The sequence below is a fragment of the Rickettsia philipii str. 364D genome (assembly GCF_000283995.1).
GTDB lineage: Bacteria > Pseudomonadota > Alphaproteobacteria > Rickettsiales > Rickettsiaceae > Rickettsia > Rickettsia rickettsii.
On sequence record NC_016930.1, the window covers coordinates 68,044 to 86,714 of the forward strand.

Here is an 18,671-nt window from a genome sequence, read left to right on the forward strand (position 1 = left end):
TGAAAGCCAAGAAGTATATTATACTACTTGATTATTTGTTCTAAATGCTTTAAAACTTAAAGCTTTAAAAATATTAAAATTTAAGACCTAGGAATGAATAATAATATAATTAATTTAATAGCCGCTATTATACTGTCTTTAAGTATAATTTTCAGTTGGCAGTATTTTGTTGTAAAACCTGAACAAAAAAAACAGCAACAGCAAATAGCAGTGCAGAAAGCAGAAAATTTAAAGAAACAACAGTTAAAAGCTTTAGTCGAACCTGCAACTGGTATTGTTGTGCAAGAAGAAAGTCAAGTACAGCGTATTAAAATAGAATCTGAATCACTTACCGGTTCTATTTCATTAAAAGGACTTAGATTTGATGATTTAATATTAAAGAAATATAAACAAGATTTATCTAAAAATAGTCCTGAAGTGAGATTATTTTCACCGGCTAATACAGAAAATGCATATTTTGCTGAAGTTGGTTTAGTTAGTAATTTATCTAGTGTAAAACTCCCTAACAATGATACTATATGGAATAGTGATAGTGAAATATTAAGCCCTGAAAAACCTGTGCATTTATGTTGGGTTAATGAAGACGGAGTTAAATTTTTAGTTACTATTACTGTCGATGAAAACTATTTATTTACTATAGAGCAAACCATCGTTAATAATAGTGATAAAGAACTTCCTGTGCAATCTTACGGTTTAATAAATCGTAAATATATTGCTGTAGAGAAAGCGGTGAATATATTACATCAAGGACCTATCGGGTGTATAGACGAGAATCTTAAAGAATATTCTTATGATGATATTAAAGATAAGAAAAGTGAAAAATTTGCAGCAAGTAAGGTTGACTGGATAGGAATTACCGATAAATATTGGTTATCTTCCTTGATTCCGGATAAATCAAGTAATTACAGCTCGAATTTTAATTATGCTCTTAAGCAAGGGATTGAAAGATATCAGGTAGATTTTATTTCACCGGTACAAATAATAAAGCCCGGCAAAAATTTTTCAATTAAAAGCAGAATTTTTGCTGGAGCAAAAAAAGTAGACTTGCTTGATAAATATGAAAAGCAATATGATATTAAATTATTTGATAGAGCTATTGATTTCGGTTGGTTCTATATAATTACCAAACCGGTTTTCTACGCCATGAATTTTTTCTATGGCTATGTCGGTAATTTCGGTGTTAGTATATTAATTGTTACGGTTATAATTAAGCTATTAATGTTTACTTTAGCCAATAAGTCTTATCGTTCGATGAAAAAAATGAAAAATTTACAGCCGGAAATCGATAGGATAAAAATTTTATACAGTGATGATAAAGCACGTTTAAATCAAGAAATTATGGCTTTATATAAAAAAGAAAAAGTAAATCCGGTAGCTGGTTGTTTACCTATACTTGTTCAAATTCCGGTATTTTTCTCCATTTATAAAGTATTGTATGTAACTATTGAAATGCGGCAAGCACCGTTTTACGGCTGGATTAAAGACTTATCTGCACCTGACCCTACTACTATTTTTAATTTATTCGGCTTATTACCGTTCGCGCCGCCGTCATTTTTAATGATTGGAGCATGGCCTATTTTAATGGCTATTACTATGTTCTTACAGCAAAAAATGAGTCCTGAACCTGCGGATCCGATGCAAGCTCAAGTAATGAAATTTATGCCGCTAATTTTTTTATTTATGTTTAGTAGTTTTCCTGTTGGACTTTTAATATATTGGTCTTGGAATAATATTCTATCCATCATTCAACAATATTATATTAATAAATTTAATTAATTAATGAGAATAGATAAAAATTTACCTAATTATCTAACTATTGCTCGAATAATGGTAATTCCAGTTATTATACTGGTATTTTATATCAATAACTCACTTGCACGTACACTTGGGGCATTATTATTTGTTTTAGCTAGTATTACGGATTTTTTTGACGGTTATATTGCAAGAAAATATAATTTAGTTACAAGTTTCGGCAAGATGTTTGACCCTATAGCAGATAAGCTACTTGTAGGTTGCGTTATTATCATGCTACTAAAAAAAGATAATGTAGATGAGATACCTTGCTTATTAATTTTAGCACGAGAATTTTTAGTTAGCGGTCTTCGGGAATTTTTAGCTCTAGTAAAGGTTAGTGTGCCTGTATCGAGACTTGCTAAGGTAAAAACGTTTTTACAAATGTTTGCTTTATCGATATTGATACTAGGCTCAAAAGGTTCAGGAATTATTTATTTAGATATAGTAGGGGAAATAATTTTATGGATTGCCGCTTTTTTAACAATCATTACAGGTTATTCTTATTTTAAAGCCTGTAAGAAATATTTTTAAATAGGAAAATTTTATGATACATGTAAAATATATAATTTTAGGGTTTATGATGGTGTCTAGTTTAAATCTTTACGCTGCTAACAATGATATAATTGCCAATAAGAAAGTTGTAAAGGTAGAAGTAAGTAATGCACATTTAAAAACATTAAATGAAGCTTCTACTCTTTTAATTAGTTGTGTAGATTTTAGATTAATAGACGAAACAGATAAATTAATGAAGCAATTAGGATTAGAAGATAATTTTGATAAAGTATCACTGCCCGGTGCATCGCTTGCTCTTATTAACGACAAATATACTTATTGGGGAAAAACAATAGAAGATACTATTGAGATTTTGCAAGAATTACATAACATAAAACAAATTGTTTTTCTTGATCATAGAGAATGTGGAGCTTATAAAATACTTATAGGTCAGGAACAGCTAAATACCAAGGAAAAAGAAACAGCAGCACATGCAGCAATTTTAAACAAGGCCCGTGATATAATAAAAGAAAAATTCCCCCAATTAAAAGTTTATACTTTTTTAATGGGTCTTGATGGTGTAGTAGAGCAGATTTATGAAATACCTAGCTAAAAAGCGGAGTTGTTGTGGATAGGTTTATCCGTCATTGCGAGGACATTGCGTAGCAATCTCAGGAGTTTGTTATTATTGCATGAGATTGCCGCCACAGCCTACGGCTGCTCGCAATGACGATTTTTGACCCGCACAATAACGGTAATTTATTTTGTATCTTTGCTCTTATTATCATTAGAATCAACAGTATTATTCTTTTGGTCGTTTTCTACCGGTAGCTTAGAGATAGATAGTTTTTGTTTATATTTTTGTTGCTCTGCTAAAAAATTTTGAGCCTCTTTGGAAAGCCTGTTATATAGTTCACGTTTCTTCTTATTAATCTTGACTATTGCTACTCTATATTGTTGTATTTCCTCCCGTACTTCCGGTTTTATAGTACCGGCGTAAGCAGAAAAATCATCTATAATTTTTTGTGTTGTAACATCGTTAGTTTTTGCTGCATCTTTTTTTGAGCCGTCAGAAGTTGTACTATTGGCAAAGCAGCTTGTACTAAGTAAAATAGCTATTCCAAATATTATTTTTTTTATCATATAAACCTTAAGCCTTATTCTTGATAAGTAGACCATTTTTAAGTCTAATAGTCAATAGACTTCTTTTGGAACTCTACTTCTAGGGGTAATTTGTACGTCAATCCGGTACTCGCATCCTCACGTACTTTTTTATACGCTGCGGTGCTGCGTTCCGTGTTTCCTCCAAATGCCTCCCTATAAGTGAGTTCGAAAAGAAGTCTAATATATAATAGAAATTATATGTATTTTCTATTTGTATGTTATTGTTTGGTGAGTATAAATATACTAATAGTTGGGAAAAATATACAATATTATAATAATAACGCTCAAGAGTTTTATAGCAGAACAATCAATGCAGATTTGTCTGATAACTATAAAGCATTTACTAGCTATTTACCTGAACAGGCTCATATTTTAGATGCAGGTTGCGGAGTTGGTCGTGATACAAAATATTTTTTAAGTCAAAGATATCAAGTTACTGCTTTTGACGGTTCAACCGAAATGGTTAAATGAGCTACAAAAGCAACCGGAATAGATGTACTGCACTCCACTTTTCAAGATATTGATTTTAAGGAGTCGTTTGATGGTGTTTGGGCTCAAGCAACTCTCCTTTATGTACCTTATAATGAAACAATCAATGTGTATAAAAAATTCATGCTGCATTAAAGCCGGAAGGCATTTTTTATGTTTCTTACGGATACTGTTCAGATATTATACAACGTGATGATCGCGATTTTTACAATATGCATGAAGATACAATAAAACCTTATTTTAACAGGCTTTTTGAAATAGTTAAAATATGGACGGAAAAGAGTAAGAGATTCTCTCCAAGTCAAGAGGCATTATGGTTAAATTTTATTGTTACGGCAATAAGTAAGCATGGTGATAATCAAATCTCACAGAAAGGCTTTATATTGTCCTTTCCACAAGCAACAAGTTTGCCGGTAGTAAATATAAATGATTCTGTAAAGTTAATTTTGGAATTTCTCGATAAAGACGGCAAGCTTATAAATTTAAGTAACACTGCTTCAATAGTAACCGGTATTCCCTTATTGGTTCAAAACGGTAAAAATGTTGTAGATAATCCAAAGCAAGATGATCTGGCTCATGCTCGTACTGCCTTAGGAGTGTGTAATGACGGCACTATAGTTATAGTTGTAGTCGAACATATTTATAAGCAACATGTCAAAGACCTTAAGCTTGTGCAAGTAAGATCAATATTACGGAAAGAGAAAGAAATAAATGTTGATAAATTAATAATCCCTGAAGCTTTAAAAATTTTAGAAAAACACCTTGTTAATTATACTGTGATAGGATTAACTAAAACAGAACTTGCATATTATATGTTAACTTGGATATGAATCGGCAATCAATTTAGACGGTGGCGGTTCTTCTACATTATTCATGGGCGGAAAAATTATAAATAATGTAACAGGTGATGAAGATGAAGCTTTAGGCGAACATCGCATGCGTCCCGTATCCGATTCAATAGTATTATACCAAATAATATAAAGTAAATTTTCGCGGGAATGACATACTCAAATTTTAGCTAGAATGATATTTGAGATTTAGAGAACTCTAAGATTTTATATTTTCCTGCTCCATTGCTTTTTTACGCATTTCTAAATATTCTTCTTTAGTCATTATTTTTTTTGGAGCTACATAATCTAAAAATACTTTTCCGTTTAGATGATCGATTTCATGCTGGATAACTCTTGCTAAAAATCCTTCTGCGATACCTTGAATTTGATTGCCATTTATATCATATGCGTGATAATGAATTTTCTTGAATCTTGCTACCGGTCCTGTAGCATTTTCAACAGAAAAGCATCCCTCGTAATCTTCATGTTTATCAATACCTATCGGTTTATATGAGGGGTTAATCCAAATAGTTTTAGGCATTGTATCCTTAAGGTCAGGATGCCATTTTTTTAACTCTGCATCTTCATGTACTGCAAATATTATTATACATTTTGATATGCCTATTTGCGGTGCAGCAAGTCCTGCACAATTTTCTTCTTGATCATATTTCTTTTCTAAAATAGATATATCACGTAAATCTTCTGAAGATAACGGAAAGTTTAAAGTTTTTGCCTTTATTCTAATAGTTTTATCCTCTGAACTATTTAAGGTTTGAATGTTCAAAGTTACATATTGCGGTAATGAAATATTGTTTTCATTTTTCATATTACTTTTACAACCTGTTATAAAAATTATAGCAGTTAATAATAGAGCTGTTTTTAATTTGGACATATATTTTATTATAATAATTTATAAATAGAAAATTATGGATAGAAACTAAAATCAAGTAAATAAATTGTCATATTTCTTTTACGCATCCTATAGTTAATAATTTTATTTAATTTCTTTTGAGAAAAATCAATAGGTTTGACTTTTCTAACATATTCTAGTATAATATTTATCTTCAAAATAAATAGAAAAATTTAATTTATGAATACTCCCAAAAATGACAATTATCTCTCAGAACTAAGCAAGGTAATTTGGCCTATAGAAAGATATGAAAATAAGAAGTTTCTTCCTATGGCGTTTATGATGTTCTGTATTTTATTAAACTACTCAACGCTTCGTTCAATTAAAGACGGGTTTGTAGTAACGGATATAGGAGCAGAAGCAATAAGTTTCTTAAAAACATATATAGTACTACCTTCTGCCGTAATCGCTATGGTAATTTATGTTAAGCTCTGCGATATTTTAAAGCAAGAAAACGTGTTTTATGTTATTACTTCATTTTTCTTAGGGTATTTTGCATTATTTGCGTTTGTTCTTTACCCTTACCCTGATTTAGTTCATCCTGATCCTGAAACCATAGAATCTTGGAGTGTAGTTTATCCTAATTTCAAATGGTTTATAAGAATAGTTGGGAAATGGAGTTTTGCATCTTTTTATACTATGGCAGAGCTTTGGGGAACAATGATGCTTAGTTTATTATTTTGGCAATTTGCTAACCAAATTACTAAAACCGATGAAGCTAAACGTTTTTACTCAATGTTTGGTTTACTTGCTAATTTAGCATTGCCTGTAACATCCGTAATTATTGGATATTGCTTGCATGAAAAAACTCAAATAGTTGCAGAACATCTAAAATTTGTACCTTTATTTGTTATAATGATAACAAGTAGCTTTTTAGTAATATTAACATATAGATGGATGAATAAAAACGTTCTAACCGATCCTAGACTTTATGATCCGGCATTAGTAAAAGAAAAGAAAGCTAAAGCTAAAATGTCATTAATAGACAGTTTTAAAATGATCTTTACTTCTAAGTATGTAGGTTATATTGCATTGTTACTTATTGCTTACGGTGTTTCAGTAAATTTAGTTGAAGGTGTTTGGAAATCCAAAGTAAAAGAATTATATCCGACGAAAGAGGCTTACACTATATATATGGGGAAGTTCCAATTTTATCAGGGTTGGGTTGCAATTGCTTTCATGCTTATAGGTAGTAATATTTTAAGAAAAGTATCATGGCTAACTGCAGCTATGATAACTCCATTAATGATGTTAATTACCGGTGCAGCGTTTTTTGCATTTATCTTTTTTGATAGTGTTATTGCTATGCATTTAACAGGTATTCTTGCTTCAGGTCCTTTAGCACTTGCTGTTGTGATCGGTATGATTCAAAATGTTTTAAGTAAAGGTGTAAAATATTCTTTATTTGATGCTACTAAAAACATGGCGTATATTCCGCTTGATAAGGATTTACGAGTAAAAGGGCAAGCTGCTGTTGAAGTTATCGGAGGAAGATTTGGTAAATCAGGTGGTGCTATTATTCAATCTACATTCTTTATTTTATTTCCTGCGTTTGGTTTTGTAGAGGCAACTCCTTATTTTGCTTCTATATTCTTTGTAATAGTAATATTATGGATATATGCCGTTAAAGGTTTAAATAAAGAGTATAAAGTTTTGGTAAATAAAACCGAAAAATAGAATTTGTTAAAATTTAATATTATAAAAAAACAAGTTTAAGAGTCTAGCAGTAAATAAATTTTCTTTAATTATTAATGAAAATTTATTTACTGCTAGACTCTTAAACTTGTTTTTTTTATAGTCGGAGAGTTTATAATATGACAAATACAAAATCCAAAATTAAAACTCCAAGATCGCCATATGTAAAAAAATATAATAGTTGGCGAGTAAGGATTTTGTATTCTATTATTATAGGTTACGCAACTTTTTATTTTTGTCGTCAGAATTTTAATATAGCAACTCCTGCTATAAGAGAATATTTTGGGGTTACTAAAACACAAATTGGCTGGATATTAACTGCTTCATCTATTATGTATGGAGTTAGTAAAGCGTGTAACGGGTTTATTAGCGATAAAGTGCATGCTCGGATATTTATGGTTTTGGGTCTTTTATTTGTCGGGATCATTACTATGCTAATAGGTTTTTCAGATTCTTTATGGCTTATAGGAATTTTATGGATAGCCAGTAACTGGTTTCAATCTATGGGCTGGCCTCCTGCAACAAAGATGCTTACTCACTGGTTCGCTTCAAAAGAACTTGGAACTAAATGGGCTATGGGTGCAACTTCTAATCAAATAGGTGGTGCTCTTGCTATGATAAGCTGCGGTTATTTAATCGATAAATTTGATTGGAGAGCTGCCTTTTTTGTTCCAGGTGTAGTTGCTTGTGTAGTATCGCTTTTTTTATATAATAGGCTTCGTAATTCTCCAAAAGAAGTAGGTTTATCTACCGTAGAGGAATATAAAGAATATCCGCTTGAAGCTATAGGAGATTATGAGAAGCTATTAACTCCACAATTACTTAAAATGGTCTTTTGTAATAAGCTAATATGGTATGTTTGTTTAGCAAACATGTTTGTTTATATAATACGTTCCGGAGTAATTTATTGGGCTCCAACATTTTTAAAAGATTTACGTAATATAAGTCTTGCAAATGCAGGCTTACAAATCGGTTTATATGAAATGATAGGTATCCCAGGGGCATTAATAGCAGGTGTTTTATCTGATAAACTATTTCAAGGTCGTCGAGGTCCTGTTGCATCCATATGTATGGTATTGCTTAGCTTATTGTTAGTCTTGTTTTGGAAACTTCCTATTCACAGTGAATTATTAAGTATAGTAATTCTTTCTTTAATAGGCTTTTTTGTTTCAGGGCCTCAGCTCCTTGTAGGTATAGCAGCTGCTGATTTTAGTACCCGTCAGGCTGTCGGTACGGCTAATGGATTATCAGGGTTATTTGGTTATTTAGGAGCGGCTATTGCGGGAGTCGGCGTAGGATGGATTAGCGATAATTATGGTTGGAATGGGGTATTTATATTTTTCAGTATTTCTGCTCTTTTAGGAGGAGGATTATTTGCTTTAATATGGAATCGTTCAGCTAAAAAATACATTTAATAATTATAATAAATAGGTTACAAAATGACAATACAATATACTTTTTCAATGATTAAGCCTGATGCTATCAAAAGGAATAAAATAGGGCAAGTTAATACTTACTTAGAAAATGCCGGTTTAAAAATAGTGGCTCAGAAAATGAAATTTTTAACTAAATATGAAGCTGCATGTTTTTATGATGAGCATAGAGCAAGACCGTTTTTTAATAGCTTAGTTGAATATATTACTTCAGGAGCGGTAGTACTTCAAGTGCTTAAGGGGGAGGATGCTATAACTTTAAACCGCACCGTTATGGGTGCAACTAATCCTGCTGAAGCTGAAGCAGGCACTATTAGAAAAGATTTAGGCGAATCAATTGAGGCTAATAGTATTCATGGTTCAGATAGTGAAAATAGTGCGAAAAGAGAAATCGAATTTTTCTTTAATAAATCTGAAATTATAGAATAATTAATGCTAAAATATGACGTAATAGTTATAGGCGGTGGACATGCAGGCGTAGAAGCAGCCGCTGCTTCTGCACGTCTTGGAGTTCCTACTCTCTTAATTACGTTAAAACCGGAAAATTTAGGCGAAATGTCTTGCAATCCAGCAATCGGTGGGATTGCAAAAGGCACATTAGTTAAAGAAATCGATGCACTTGATGGGTTAATGGGTTATGTTATAGACCAAGCCGGTATACATTATAAAATGCTGAATGAGACTAGAGGACCAGCAGTTTGGGGACCTAGAGCTCAAGCTGATCGAAAGCTTTATAAAAAAGCAATGTATCAAATATTAACAAATTATCCTAATCTAGATATATTATATGGAAAAGTGGAAGATATAGAAATTAAATCTTCTAAAATTGAAGCGGTTATTTTAAATAACGGTAGCAAAATTCTTTGTCAAAAAATTATATTAACTACAGGTACTTTCCTATCAGGTCTTATTCATATTGGACAAAAAAAAATTCCTGCAGGTAGAGTAGATGAAGAGCCTTCGTATGGATTATCAAATACATTAAAACAAATAGGTTTTAAACTGGCTCGTTTAAAAACAGGTACACCGCCTCGCATTGATGGACGTACTATTGATTATAGTAAAACAATTTTACAACCCGGCGATAAAATTCCTCGTCCTTTTTCTGAATTAACAAATATTGTTAATGTTTCTCAGATAAATTGTTTTATCACAAAAACAACCTCAGAAACTCATGATATTATACGTGAGAATCTTGATAAATCCGCAATGTATTCAGGGCAAATAGAAGGAATAGGACCGCGATATTGTCCTTCTATTGAAGATAAAATAGTCAGATTTAGTACAAAATCAGAACATCGTATATTTTTAGAACCTGAAGGGTTAGATGATTATACGATTTATCCAAACGGTATTTCTACTTCTTTGCCTGAAGATGTGCAACATAAATTAATCAAAACAATACCAGGATTAGAAAATGTAAAGGTTTTACGTCCAGGTTATGCTATAGAATATGATTATGTTGATCCACGTGAAATAAGTGTTACGCTAGAGACAAAAAAAATAGCTGGATTGTATTTGGCCGGGCAAATTAACGGTACTACAGGATATGAGGAAGCCGCAGGGCAAGGTATAATAGCCGGTATAAATGCTGCTTTAGCAGTAAAAGATCAAGCACCGTTTATGTTAACAAGAGCAAACAGTTATATTGGAGTAATGATTGACGATTTAACAACATTTGGTACTATAGAACCTTATCGTATGTTTACTTCTCGCTCAGAATATAGATTATCTTTAAGAGCAGATAACTCTGATTTACGTTTAACGGAATTAGGGATGAACATTGGAGTCGTATCAGAAAAACGTAAAAAAATATTCACAAAAAAATGTGAAGATATAGAAAAAATAAAATCATTATTAAATACCTTGTCTTTAACTACTAGTAAACTTGCTAAAATGGGTATACAGGTTGCACAGGATGGTACATATAAAACAGTATTAGACTTATTTAAAATACCTAATTTTAATGTTGAACAAGCTATTAAAATTTTTCCTATGCTTAAAGAAACACAAAATAATAACATTTTGCAATTACTCTATATTGAAGCAAAATATGCTTCATATTTAACTAGACAACAAGCAGATATTAATTTATTTCAAAGTGAAGAGGCGCAGTTCATACCTAAAAATATTGACTATTTTAAAATACCAAGTATATCATTAGAGATACAGGAAAAACTTTCTGCCCATAAACCTACTACTATTGGTGTAGCACGTCGAATTCCAGGGATTACACCTGCAGCAATTACGGCTATTATAATTTATTTAAAAACTAAATATAGTGATGGAAGTTCCACGTGAAATAATTGAAAAGTTAGAAATTTTTCAAAAGTTAGTTAAAAAATGGAATAAATCAATCAATCTTGTATCGGATAATACTATACATAATTTTTGGCAACGTCATATATTAGACTCATTACAATTAATACAATATATTGATAATAAAGAAATACATTTAGTTGATATAGGAAGCGGTGCCGGTTTGCCTGGTATAGTATTATCTATAGCGGGGGTAGCGCAAGTAAGTTTAATAGAAGCTGATTTACGTAAATGTATATTTTTAGAAAAAGCATCAAAGATATCAAATAATAACGTACAAATAATCAATCAAAGAATAGAAAAAGTAGAAATAGATTGTAGTATATTAACTTGTAGAGCTTTCTCTAACTTAAATACAATATTTAATTGCATAAAAAATATTTCAGTACGAGAAAAATTTTTGTTATTAAAAGGAAAAAATTATTTAACTGAAATAGTAGAAGCTAAAGAGAGATGGTTATTTGGTTATTTAATACATCAAAGTATTACTTGTGAAGAAGGGAAAATTCTAGAAGTTAGTAATTTAACAAAAATGATATGAAAGTAATTGCTATTGTTAATCAAAAAGGAGGGGTAGCTAAAACTACAACTACTGTAAATTTAGCTACAGCTTTTGCTGCTGTAAATAAAAAAATTTTAGTTATAGATCTTGATCCTCAAGGGAATAGTAGTACCGGTTTTGGAATTAGTCAGCAACAACGCAAAAATACTATATACCAAGTATTAACAAATTTAATAGAATTGCAAGATGCAATAATTTCTACAGATATACCAAATTTAGAAATAATTACTTCAAACACTAATCTATCTGCGGCTGAATTAGACTTAACAAAATTAAAGGACCGAGAATATATTTTAATGAAGCTATTGGCAGAAATAAAAATATTATATGATTATATAATTATTGATTGTCCTCCTTCATTAAATTTATTAACGGTAAACGCTTTAGTTGCAAGCGATGAAGTACTGATTCCAATGCAATGTGATTTTTATTCTTTAGAAGGATTAAGTCATTTGTTAAAAACAATTGAAATTGTAGAGAAAAAATTAAATCCTAAGATAAAGATTGCAGGTATATTATTTACAATGTATGATAAGCGTAATCGTTTAACTGAACAAGTAGAAGATGATGTTAGAAAATGCTTAGGAGAATTAGTATTTAAAACCGTTATTCCAAGAAATATTAAACTATCTGAAGCTCCTTCATATGGAAAACCGGCTATTATATATGATTATAAATGTTCGGGAGCAGTTGCATATATAGAACTTACAAAAGAAATCTTAGAAAGATATGGCGAAAAATAAAGGACTAGGAAGAGGATTATCTTCATTACTTGGAGAAGAAGTTATTTCTATAGAATCAGAAATAGTACAAATAATAAATATTGATAAAATAAGACCAAACGAGAATCAGCCTAGAAAAAACTTTGAATATGATAAAATAAAAGAATTAGCAGATTCTATATTGAATAATGGTTTATTACAGCCTATTATTGTTGATAATAATTTCCAAATTATAGCAGGAGAGCGACGCTGGCGTGCATGTAAATTAGCAAAAGTTTTAGAGATACCGGTAATTATAAAAAATTTAGATGCTAGAGAGAGTATGGAAATAGCATTAATTGAGAACATACAAAGAACTGATTTAACAGTGATGGAAGAAGCGCGTGGCTTTAAATATTTAATAGAAAATTTTAATTATACGGTAGAAAAATTAGCTGAAAGGCTTGGTAAAAGTCGTAGTCATATAGCTAATTTATTAAGGCTTAATAATTTGCCGCAGTCTATTCAAGATAAAGTAAATGAAAATATACTAAGTATGGGTCAAGCTCGGTGTTTAATAAATCATGAACATGCAGAAGTAATAGCCGATTATATTATAAATAATGATTTAAATGTACGTCAAACAGAAGAATTAGTAAGACAATGGTATAAAAATGAGTATACAAAATCCCCGAACAATAATAACAAAATAGGAAAGCGTTTTTTAAAGGACAACGCTACGAATAATGATCTAGAATTATTAGTAAAAGCTTTATCAGAAAAATTTGGTATAAAAATAACAATAGAAAATTATCCATTAGGCGGAAAATTAATATTTCATTATAAAGATTTGGAAGAATTAGACTTGATATTGTTAAAATTAAATTAAAATGCATATGGAAAAATTATCAATAAGCTTGAACGAAGAATTATAAGTATAAAAGTATACACAATCCTCAAGCTGCTAAAATTAAAAGTATATATACAGTTATTTCTTAAAATAAATATCTAAACGAGAAAAACAATGATAGAAATTACAATGTCTAATTTTGAATTATATGATCATAGAGCAATAAATTCATACAATACAGTAGTAATAATAATATAAGGAAATAAGTAATTTATGTCATATCAATATGTTTATGAAATGGTTGGTTTAAGCAAAATTATAAATGGTAAACGAATTTTAAAAGAAACAAATTTATCATTTTTACCAAAAGCTAAAATCGGTATAATAGGTCCAAATGGAGCAGGCAAATCGACTTTATTAAAAATAATGGCAGGTATTGATAAAGAGTTTGAAGGTAAAGCAACAGCTAAAATTGGTATAAAAGTAGGATATTTACCTCAAGAACCGTATCTTGATGCTAGTAAAAATGTTTTTGATAATATCATAGAAGGTCTTCATGAAAAGAAAAAACTTATTGATGAATTTAATTATATAAGTAACAAATTTGCTGCTGAAATCGCTGATGAAGAAATGCAAAAGCTTTTTGATAAACAAGCAGAATTGCAAGAAAAAATAGACAATTGTGATGGATGGAATCTAGAACGTGAAATAGAGATCGCAATGCTTGCTTTACGTTGCCCACCAAAAGAAGCAGATATTACAAAAATTTCCGGTGGAGAAAAAAGAAGAGTGGCTTTATGTAAATTGCTTTTAGAGAAACCTGATATGTTGTTACTTGATGAACCTACAAATCATTTGGATGCAGAATCAGTTTCTTGGCTTGAGGATTATTTAAAGCATTATGAAGGTACTGTAATAGTAATTACCCATGATCGTTATTTTTTAGATAATGTTACAGAATGGATATTAGAAATAGATCGTGGAAATTGTATACCGTGGGAATTAAATTATAGTTCTTGGCTTGAGCAGAAGCAAAAAAAATTAGCTTTAGAAAGTAAAGAAGACGATGATAGAAAAAAACAATTGAATCGTGAACTTGAATGGATTCGTCAAACTCCAAAAGCTAGACAATCAAAAAATAAAGCACGTATTACAGCATATCAAGAGTTATTAAATAAACAACAAGAACAAAAAACTGATCCTACTCAAATCATTATACCTAACGGACCTCGTTTAGGTGATCTTGTTATTGAAGCAGAACATATAGCTAAAAAATTTAATAATAAAATATTATTATCAGATTTTAGTTTTAAAGTTCCACGTGGAGCTATTGTAGGAATTATTGGACCGAATGGAGCAGGTAAGTCTACTTTATTTAATATTATTACAGGTAAAATAATGCCAGATAGTGGTTCTATTAAAATTGGTCAAACGGTAAAATTAGGTTATGTCGATCAATCACGGGATCATTTAGATGATAATAAGACTATATGGGAAGAAATTTCAGAAGGTCTAGATGAATTACAACTTGGTAATAGAATAATTAAAAGTAGAGCTTATTGTGCAGCTTTTAATTTTAGAGGCGGTGATCAACAAAAAAAAGTTGGACAACTTTCAGGTGGAGAACGTAACAGAGTACATTTGGCAAAATTACTAAAAGAAGGAGCAAATGTTATATTATTAGATGAGCCGTCTAATGATTTAGATATTGATACGTTAAGAGCACTTGAAGATGCTATTTTAGATTTTGCAGGTTGTGTATTAGTGATTAGTCATGATAGATGGTTTTTAGATAGAATAACCACTCATATTATATCATATGATAAAGAAAATAATGCTACATGGTTTGAAGGAAATTATCAAGATTATCATGAATATATGCTAAGTACTAACGGGGAAAGTATTTTAAATCCAAAATATAAACATAAGAAATTAATATAAATATGTCTTTAACGCAAATATTATTAATTTTGTTTGTAGGAATATTGGTAACAAAACCGCATGATATTTTTATAATTATTAAAGAATTAAAAAAAATAAAAGCGTATTTAATTAATATTAAGTCATCTATTGTAAAAAATATAGATGAACCGTTAGAAACAGAGCAGGTAAATTTTTATTTAAAAAAAATTATTAACCTAGAAGGTTATTATCATGGTAGTTATGATTTAACGACAATAAAAGAAAAATATTATACACTAATAATTAATAATGACTTAATAGAAAATGAATCAGTGCCTGATATAACAGAGAAACACTAATCTGTGTCTCACTCAATTGATTAAATCTAAGAATTATGCAAAAAGTAGTAAAACTTAACAATATCAAAATAGGAAATGATTTACCGTTTGTTCTAATTACAGGGCCTTGTCAGATTGAAGGAAAAGATCATGCGTTGTTTATGGCAGAAAAACTTGTTAAATTAACTAGCAAGCTTGAGATTCCATTGATTTATAAATCTTCTTTTGATAAAGCTAATAGAACTTCCGTACATGGGATTAGAGGAGTTGGTATTGAGAAAGGTTTAGAAATTTTATCAAAAGTAAAATCTGAATTCGATTGCCCTATTGTTACTGATGTTCATTCAGAGAGTCAATGTACTGCAACAGCTGAAGTAGCAGATATTTTACAAATTCCGGCATTTTTATGTAGACAAACCGACTTGCTTCAAGCTGCAGCAAAAACAGGTAAAATAGTAAAAGTAAAAAAAGGACAATTTCTAGCTCCGTGGGATATGAAAAATGTACAAACAAAACTAGAAACTTTTGGAGTAAAGGATATATTATTTACAGAGCGAGGAGCATGTTTTGGCTATAATAACTTGGTATCTGATATGCGTAGTCTTGCAATAATGGCAGAGTTAAATGTACCTGTAGTTTTTGATGCCACACATTCCGTTCAGCAACCGGGTGGGCTAGGAGGCAGTACCGGCGGAGAAAGAAAATATGTAGAGTTACTTGCAAAGGCAGCAACTTCTGTAGGTATCGCCGGTATGTATATGGAAGTACATCAAGACCCCGATAACGCTCCAAGCGATGGTCCATGTATGATGAAGTTGGATAATCTAGAGTCTATTCTTATCAAACTAAAAAAATATGATAAAATTACAAAAGAAAAATAACTTCAAATTTTACCTTTCAAAATATATATAAATATCCTCTATTAATTCAATTTTAAAATAGAAGTAATAATTTTTACAATATAAAAAGTAGAACTTTCGTATCGTTAGAATTTCACAAATTCGCCTTTAAATCTTTGTTGTAAATTTACTTATTTAGAATTTTTTTAAATAGTATTAATATTGATTTATTCAGCTTATAGATCATAAATGTTTTTATTTGTATAAATGCAAATAATTTATAGGTATAATTATTATATGGAATCAAATAAAAGCAGTTGGCAGTACACTGCTTGGTAGTCCTAAACAGAAAAATATAAATGATTTTGTGACGGAGTAAATAATAATATAAAATTAAAACCTTATCAAGTAACCGATAATGTAGAATCTAATAAAGAACAAAAAAAATATTATAAAGAAGCATTAGAATGGCTTGATAAACTTACGGGATCGCAAGCTGAGCATATTATTATATCTATAAATGAAATAAAAGCCAATGCTCATTATTATTGAGGTATGATCTATGAAAATAGTAAATCGGAATTAGATTGGTTTAGAGCAATAAGAGAATATATTAGTACTCTGGAAATTGATAAAGATTTTAACTTTCTCTATAACCATGATACAATTCCGTACATTTTTAGCAATATTTGTAAAAAAATAGGTGGATTATTTTAAATTTAGGGAGATTCTATAAGGACGAAAATAAAAGCGAAATAGTAATTAAATTGCTTCTTGAAGCAATAAAATATTTCAAGGTAAGTTTAAGTATAGACCCGATAGAAGAGTGTAGTTTATTCTTAGAGAAATTTTTAACATCCCTAAGAATAAAAAAGAAGTAGAGCATTATCTATCTTTAAAAAAAGATCTTTATATATCTTTAGAAGAATTTTTACTTAAATTAAATTTAATACCGCTAGCTGCTTTTGAATATTTAAAGGCTGCAAGTATAGCTAGCCCTCAGGAAGAACAAAAATTATTGTTAAAAGTTCATAAAGTTTATAGTACGGAGATGGAGGAAAATACTGCTTTTATACTCTCAATGCTTGACAAAGGTAAGATGGAAGATCTGAGTATAGTTACTAAAGAGGCTGACAGAACAAAATTTTTAAGTGATACACAGACTATAATAAATGATTTTGTTTCACTGCCGGAGCTGCAAGCCAAGGAGTGGCCAGAAGTCAAAATCAAAATGAGCAATTGACTAATAATCAACAAGAAGTAAACAAATTCCAATTAATACAGGACATAGGCATTGGGTAAATATGAGATAATGATACAAATAAGATAATATTTACTTATAATGATCCTTTGGGCAGATCGTTAAATGATCATCCTGACTTAGTAAAACTTATTACCGAGGTTTGCTCTGATGCAGAAATAATGGATTTCAAAACTCAACAACAAGAATAAGGAAATACTTAGGACTAAGGAGTTTTGGTATGCGATGATTTAATAAGCCAATCTCAAGGCCTTAAAATTCTCTCTACGGAGCAATGTAAAGGACAAGGACTAAATTTAAGAAAATCTCAAGCTGAAACATTAAAATAAAGTTTAATAGCTCTCAACAAGTCCAAGAACAACATTATATTAACATTAGATAGTAATGCTTCAGATAACGAAGAAGATAAAGATAATAACGTTAATAGTAATGAAGTAGAGCATCCTCCTTATGATAACAATGACGAAGTTGAGGTAGGTTGGAGCAACTATGCAACTTAATGATTAACATTAAAAGTTTGACGTTGCGATGTCATTGCTGCTGTTGCAGGAATGACATCGGCATTCTAATAACAATGCCCACTCGCAATACTTGCATTTACAACGAGAAAGAATTACCGCAGCCGCATTTTGCTTTAGCTTGCGGATTACTAACTTTGAAATATGAACTGCCTAGTTCTTCTATAAAATCAAGAGTGCAATCTAGCATAAATTTTTGAGAGATAGGATCAATAATAATTGTAGCATTATGTTTAGTAATGACATAATCATCTTGCTCTATATTATCTTTTGAGACTAGTTCATAATTATACATCAGTCCTGAGCAACCGCCGCTATCAACCGAAACTCGCAGTACTAAATTCTTATCTTTTTCTAGCTTTACTAACTCGCAAACCCGTTCAAAAGCTCTATCCGTAATTGTTATCGTCACTTAAAATTACCTTGTAAAAGTCTCATAAATTATATAGTATATCTTGATATTTTTCAAGTTGGCTTTGTTGTGTGGATACCCAATCGGCATTGCGAGCAGCCGTAGGCTGCGTGGTAATCTCATGAAATAATAACAAACTCCTGAGATTGCTTTGTCAATTGC

22 protein-coding genes and 1 pseudogene are annotated in these 18,671 nt (G+C 30.5%); 18 read left to right on the plus strand and 5 right to left on the minus strand.

Going from position 1 to position 18,671, the window contains the following annotated elements; genetic code table 11:
* Positions 1-93 precede the first annotated feature (93 nt).
* The 3 genes from yidC to RSA_RS00395 are packed head-to-tail and all read left to right on the plus strand — an operon-like array spanning position 94 to position 2,899.
* A complete protein-coding gene (yidC, locus tag RSA_RS00385) occupies positions 94-1,776 on the plus strand; it encodes a membrane protein insertase YidC (protein ID WP_014364361.1) in 1,683 nt (560 codons plus the stop codon).
* A 3-nt stretch (positions 1,777-1,779) separates the two neighbouring features.
* Positions 1,780-2,325: a CDP-diacylglycerol--glycerol-3-phosphate 3-phosphatidyltransferase gene (pgsA, locus tag RSA_RS00390; RefSeq protein ID WP_010976760.1), complete on the plus strand. Its 546-nt coding sequence runs from the start codon at positions 1,780-1,782 to the stop codon at positions 2,323-2,325.
* A 13-nt stretch (positions 2,326-2,338) separates the two neighbouring features.
* A complete protein-coding gene (locus tag RSA_RS00395) occupies positions 2,339-2,899 on the plus strand; it encodes a carbonic anhydrase (protein WP_041472318.1) in 561 nt (186 codons plus the stop codon).
* A 146-nt stretch (positions 2,900-3,045) separates the two neighbouring features.
* On the opposite strand, the gene RSA_RS00400 is transcribed toward RSA_RS00395, so the two are convergent.
* Both RSA_RS00400 and RSA_RS06950 read right to left on the minus strand, forming a co-directional pair.
* Positions 3,046-3,429: a hypothetical protein gene (locus tag RSA_RS00400; RefSeq protein ID WP_012150307.1), complete on the minus strand. Its 384-nt coding sequence runs from the start codon at positions 3,427-3,429 to the stop codon at positions 3,046-3,048.
* A gap of 50 nt (positions 3,430-3,479) precedes the next feature.
* Positions 3,480-3,614, minus strand: a pseudogene (locus tag RSA_RS06950) (palindromic element RPE1 domain-containing protein); the annotation flags it as partial.
* Between the two features lie 34 nt (positions 3,615-3,648).
* Here RSA_RS06950 and RSA_RS00405 point away from each other — a divergent pair.
* The 3 genes from RSA_RS00405 to RSA_RS09890 all read left to right on the plus strand — a co-directional run bounded on the left by RSA_RS00405 (position 3,649) and on the right by RSA_RS09890 (position 4,920).
* The gene (locus RSA_RS00405) at positions 3,649-3,921 is read left to right on the plus strand and encodes a class I SAM-dependent methyltransferase (protein ID WP_049796655.1); all 273 of its coding nucleotides are present in this window, start codon (positions 3,649-3,651) and stop codon (positions 3,919-3,921) included.
* A gap of 230 nt (positions 3,922-4,151) precedes the next feature.
* Positions 4,152-4,769, plus strand: coding sequence for a phosphodiester glycosidase family protein (locus RSA_RS00410; RefSeq protein ID WP_014362710.1), 618 nt, complete (start codon positions 4,152-4,154; stop codon positions 4,767-4,769).
* Between the two features lie 43 nt (positions 4,770-4,812).
* A complete protein-coding gene (locus tag RSA_RS09890; protein ID WP_012150308.1) occupies positions 4,813-4,920 on the plus strand; it encodes a hypothetical protein in 108 nt (35 codons plus the stop codon).
* A gap of 66 nt (positions 4,921-4,986) precedes the next feature.
* Here RSA_RS09890 and RSA_RS00415 read toward each other — a convergent pair whose 3' ends face one another.
* Complete coding sequence (locus RSA_RS00415; RefSeq protein ID WP_010976764.1) at positions 4,987-5,661, minus strand: peptide deformylase; 675 nt, start codon at positions 5,659-5,661, stop codon at positions 4,987-4,989.
* 198 nt (positions 5,662-5,859) lie between these two features.
* On the opposite strand from RSA_RS00415, the gene tlc1 reads away from it, so the two are divergent.
* The 12 genes from tlc1 to RSA_RS10400 all read left to right on the plus strand — a co-directional run bounded on the left by tlc1 (position 5,860) and on the right by RSA_RS10400 (position 17,770).
* The gene (gene tlc1, locus RSA_RS00420) at positions 5,860-7,356 is read left to right on the plus strand and encodes an ATP/ADP exchange transporter Tlc1 (protein WP_014364363.1); all 1,497 of its coding nucleotides are present in this window, start codon (positions 5,860-5,862) and stop codon (positions 7,354-7,356) included.
* 137 nt (positions 7,357-7,493) lie between these two features.
* Positions 7,494-8,789, plus strand: coding sequence for an MFS transporter (locus RSA_RS00425; protein ID WP_014364364.1), 1,296 nt, complete (start codon positions 7,494-7,496; stop codon positions 8,787-8,789).
* 24 nt (positions 8,790-8,813) lie between these two features.
* Positions 8,814-9,236, plus strand: a complete 423-nt coding sequence (ndk, locus tag RSA_RS00430; RefSeq protein ID WP_010976767.1) for a nucleoside-diphosphate kinase — start codon at positions 8,814-8,816, stop codon at positions 9,234-9,236.
* Between the two features lie 3 nt (positions 9,237-9,239).
* Entirely contained in the window at positions 9,240-11,108 is a 1,869-nt protein-coding gene (mnmG, locus tag RSA_RS00435) for a tRNA uridine-5-carboxymethylaminomethyl(34) synthesis enzyme MnmG (RefSeq protein WP_012150311.1), read from the plus strand.
* Positions 11,092-11,667: a 16S rRNA (guanine(527)-N(7))-methyltransferase RsmG gene (rsmG, locus tag RSA_RS00440; RefSeq protein WP_012150312.1), complete on the plus strand. Its 576-nt coding sequence runs from the start codon at positions 11,092-11,094 to the stop codon at positions 11,665-11,667. The genes mnmG and rsmG overlap by 17 nt, the downstream gene beginning before the upstream one ends.
* Positions 11,664-12,431 (plus strand): ParA family protein, encoded by a 768-nt coding sequence (locus RSA_RS00445; RefSeq protein WP_010976770.1) that lies wholly within the window; start codon positions 11,664-11,666, stop codon positions 12,429-12,431. The genes rsmG and RSA_RS00445 overlap by 4 nt, the downstream gene beginning before the upstream one ends.
* Complete coding sequence (locus tag RSA_RS00450) at positions 12,418-13,278, plus strand: ParB/RepB/Spo0J family partition protein (protein WP_014364365.1); 861 nt, start codon at positions 12,418-12,420, stop codon at positions 13,276-13,278. Before RSA_RS00445 ends, RSA_RS00450 begins: the two co-directional genes overlap by 14 nt.
* A gap of 234 nt (positions 13,279-13,512) precedes the next feature.
* Positions 13,513-15,180 carry an energy-dependent translational throttle protein EttA gene (gene ettA, locus RSA_RS00455; protein ID WP_012150314.1) on the plus strand — a complete coding sequence of 556 codons (1,668 nt, stop codon included), beginning with the start codon at positions 13,513-13,515 and terminating at the stop codon, positions 15,178-15,180.
* Between the two features lie 2 nt (positions 15,181-15,182).
* The gene (locus tag RSA_RS00460; RefSeq protein ID WP_004996813.1) at positions 15,183-15,500 is read left to right on the plus strand and encodes a DUF2672 domain-containing protein; all 318 of its coding nucleotides are present in this window, start codon (positions 15,183-15,185) and stop codon (positions 15,498-15,500) included.
* Positions 15,501-15,535: 35 nt separating this feature from the next.
* The gene (gene kdsA / locus RSA_RS00465; protein ID WP_014364366.1) at positions 15,536-16,360 is read left to right on the plus strand and encodes a 3-deoxy-8-phosphooctulonate synthase; all 825 of its coding nucleotides are present in this window, start codon (positions 15,536-15,538) and stop codon (positions 16,358-16,360) included.
* Between the two features lie 976 nt (positions 16,361-17,336).
* On the plus strand, positions 17,337-17,561 hold the full coding sequence (locus RSA_RS09205; RefSeq protein ID WP_014364367.1) for a hypothetical protein: 225 nt from the start codon (positions 17,337-17,339) through the stop codon (positions 17,559-17,561).
* A gap of 107 nt (positions 17,562-17,668) precedes the next feature.
* The gene (locus RSA_RS10400) at positions 17,669-17,770 is read left to right on the plus strand and encodes a hypothetical protein (RefSeq protein ID WP_012262199.1); all 102 of its coding nucleotides are present in this window, start codon (positions 17,669-17,671) and stop codon (positions 17,768-17,770) included.
* Positions 17,771-18,176: 406 nt separating this feature from the next.
* On the opposite strand, the gene RSA_RS00480 is transcribed toward RSA_RS10400, so the two are convergent.
* Both RSA_RS00480 and RSA_RS06960 read right to left on the minus strand, forming a co-directional pair.
* Positions 18,177-18,509 (minus strand): iron-sulfur cluster assembly accessory protein, encoded by a 333-nt coding sequence (locus tag RSA_RS00480; protein WP_014364368.1) that lies wholly within the window; start codon positions 18,507-18,509, stop codon positions 18,177-18,179.
* A gap of 22 nt (positions 18,510-18,531) precedes the next feature.
* Positions 18,532-18,645: a hypothetical protein gene (locus tag RSA_RS06960; RefSeq protein WP_014273138.1), complete on the minus strand. Its 114-nt coding sequence runs from the start codon at positions 18,643-18,645 to the stop codon at positions 18,532-18,534.
* Positions 18,646-18,671: the final 26 nt, after the last annotated feature.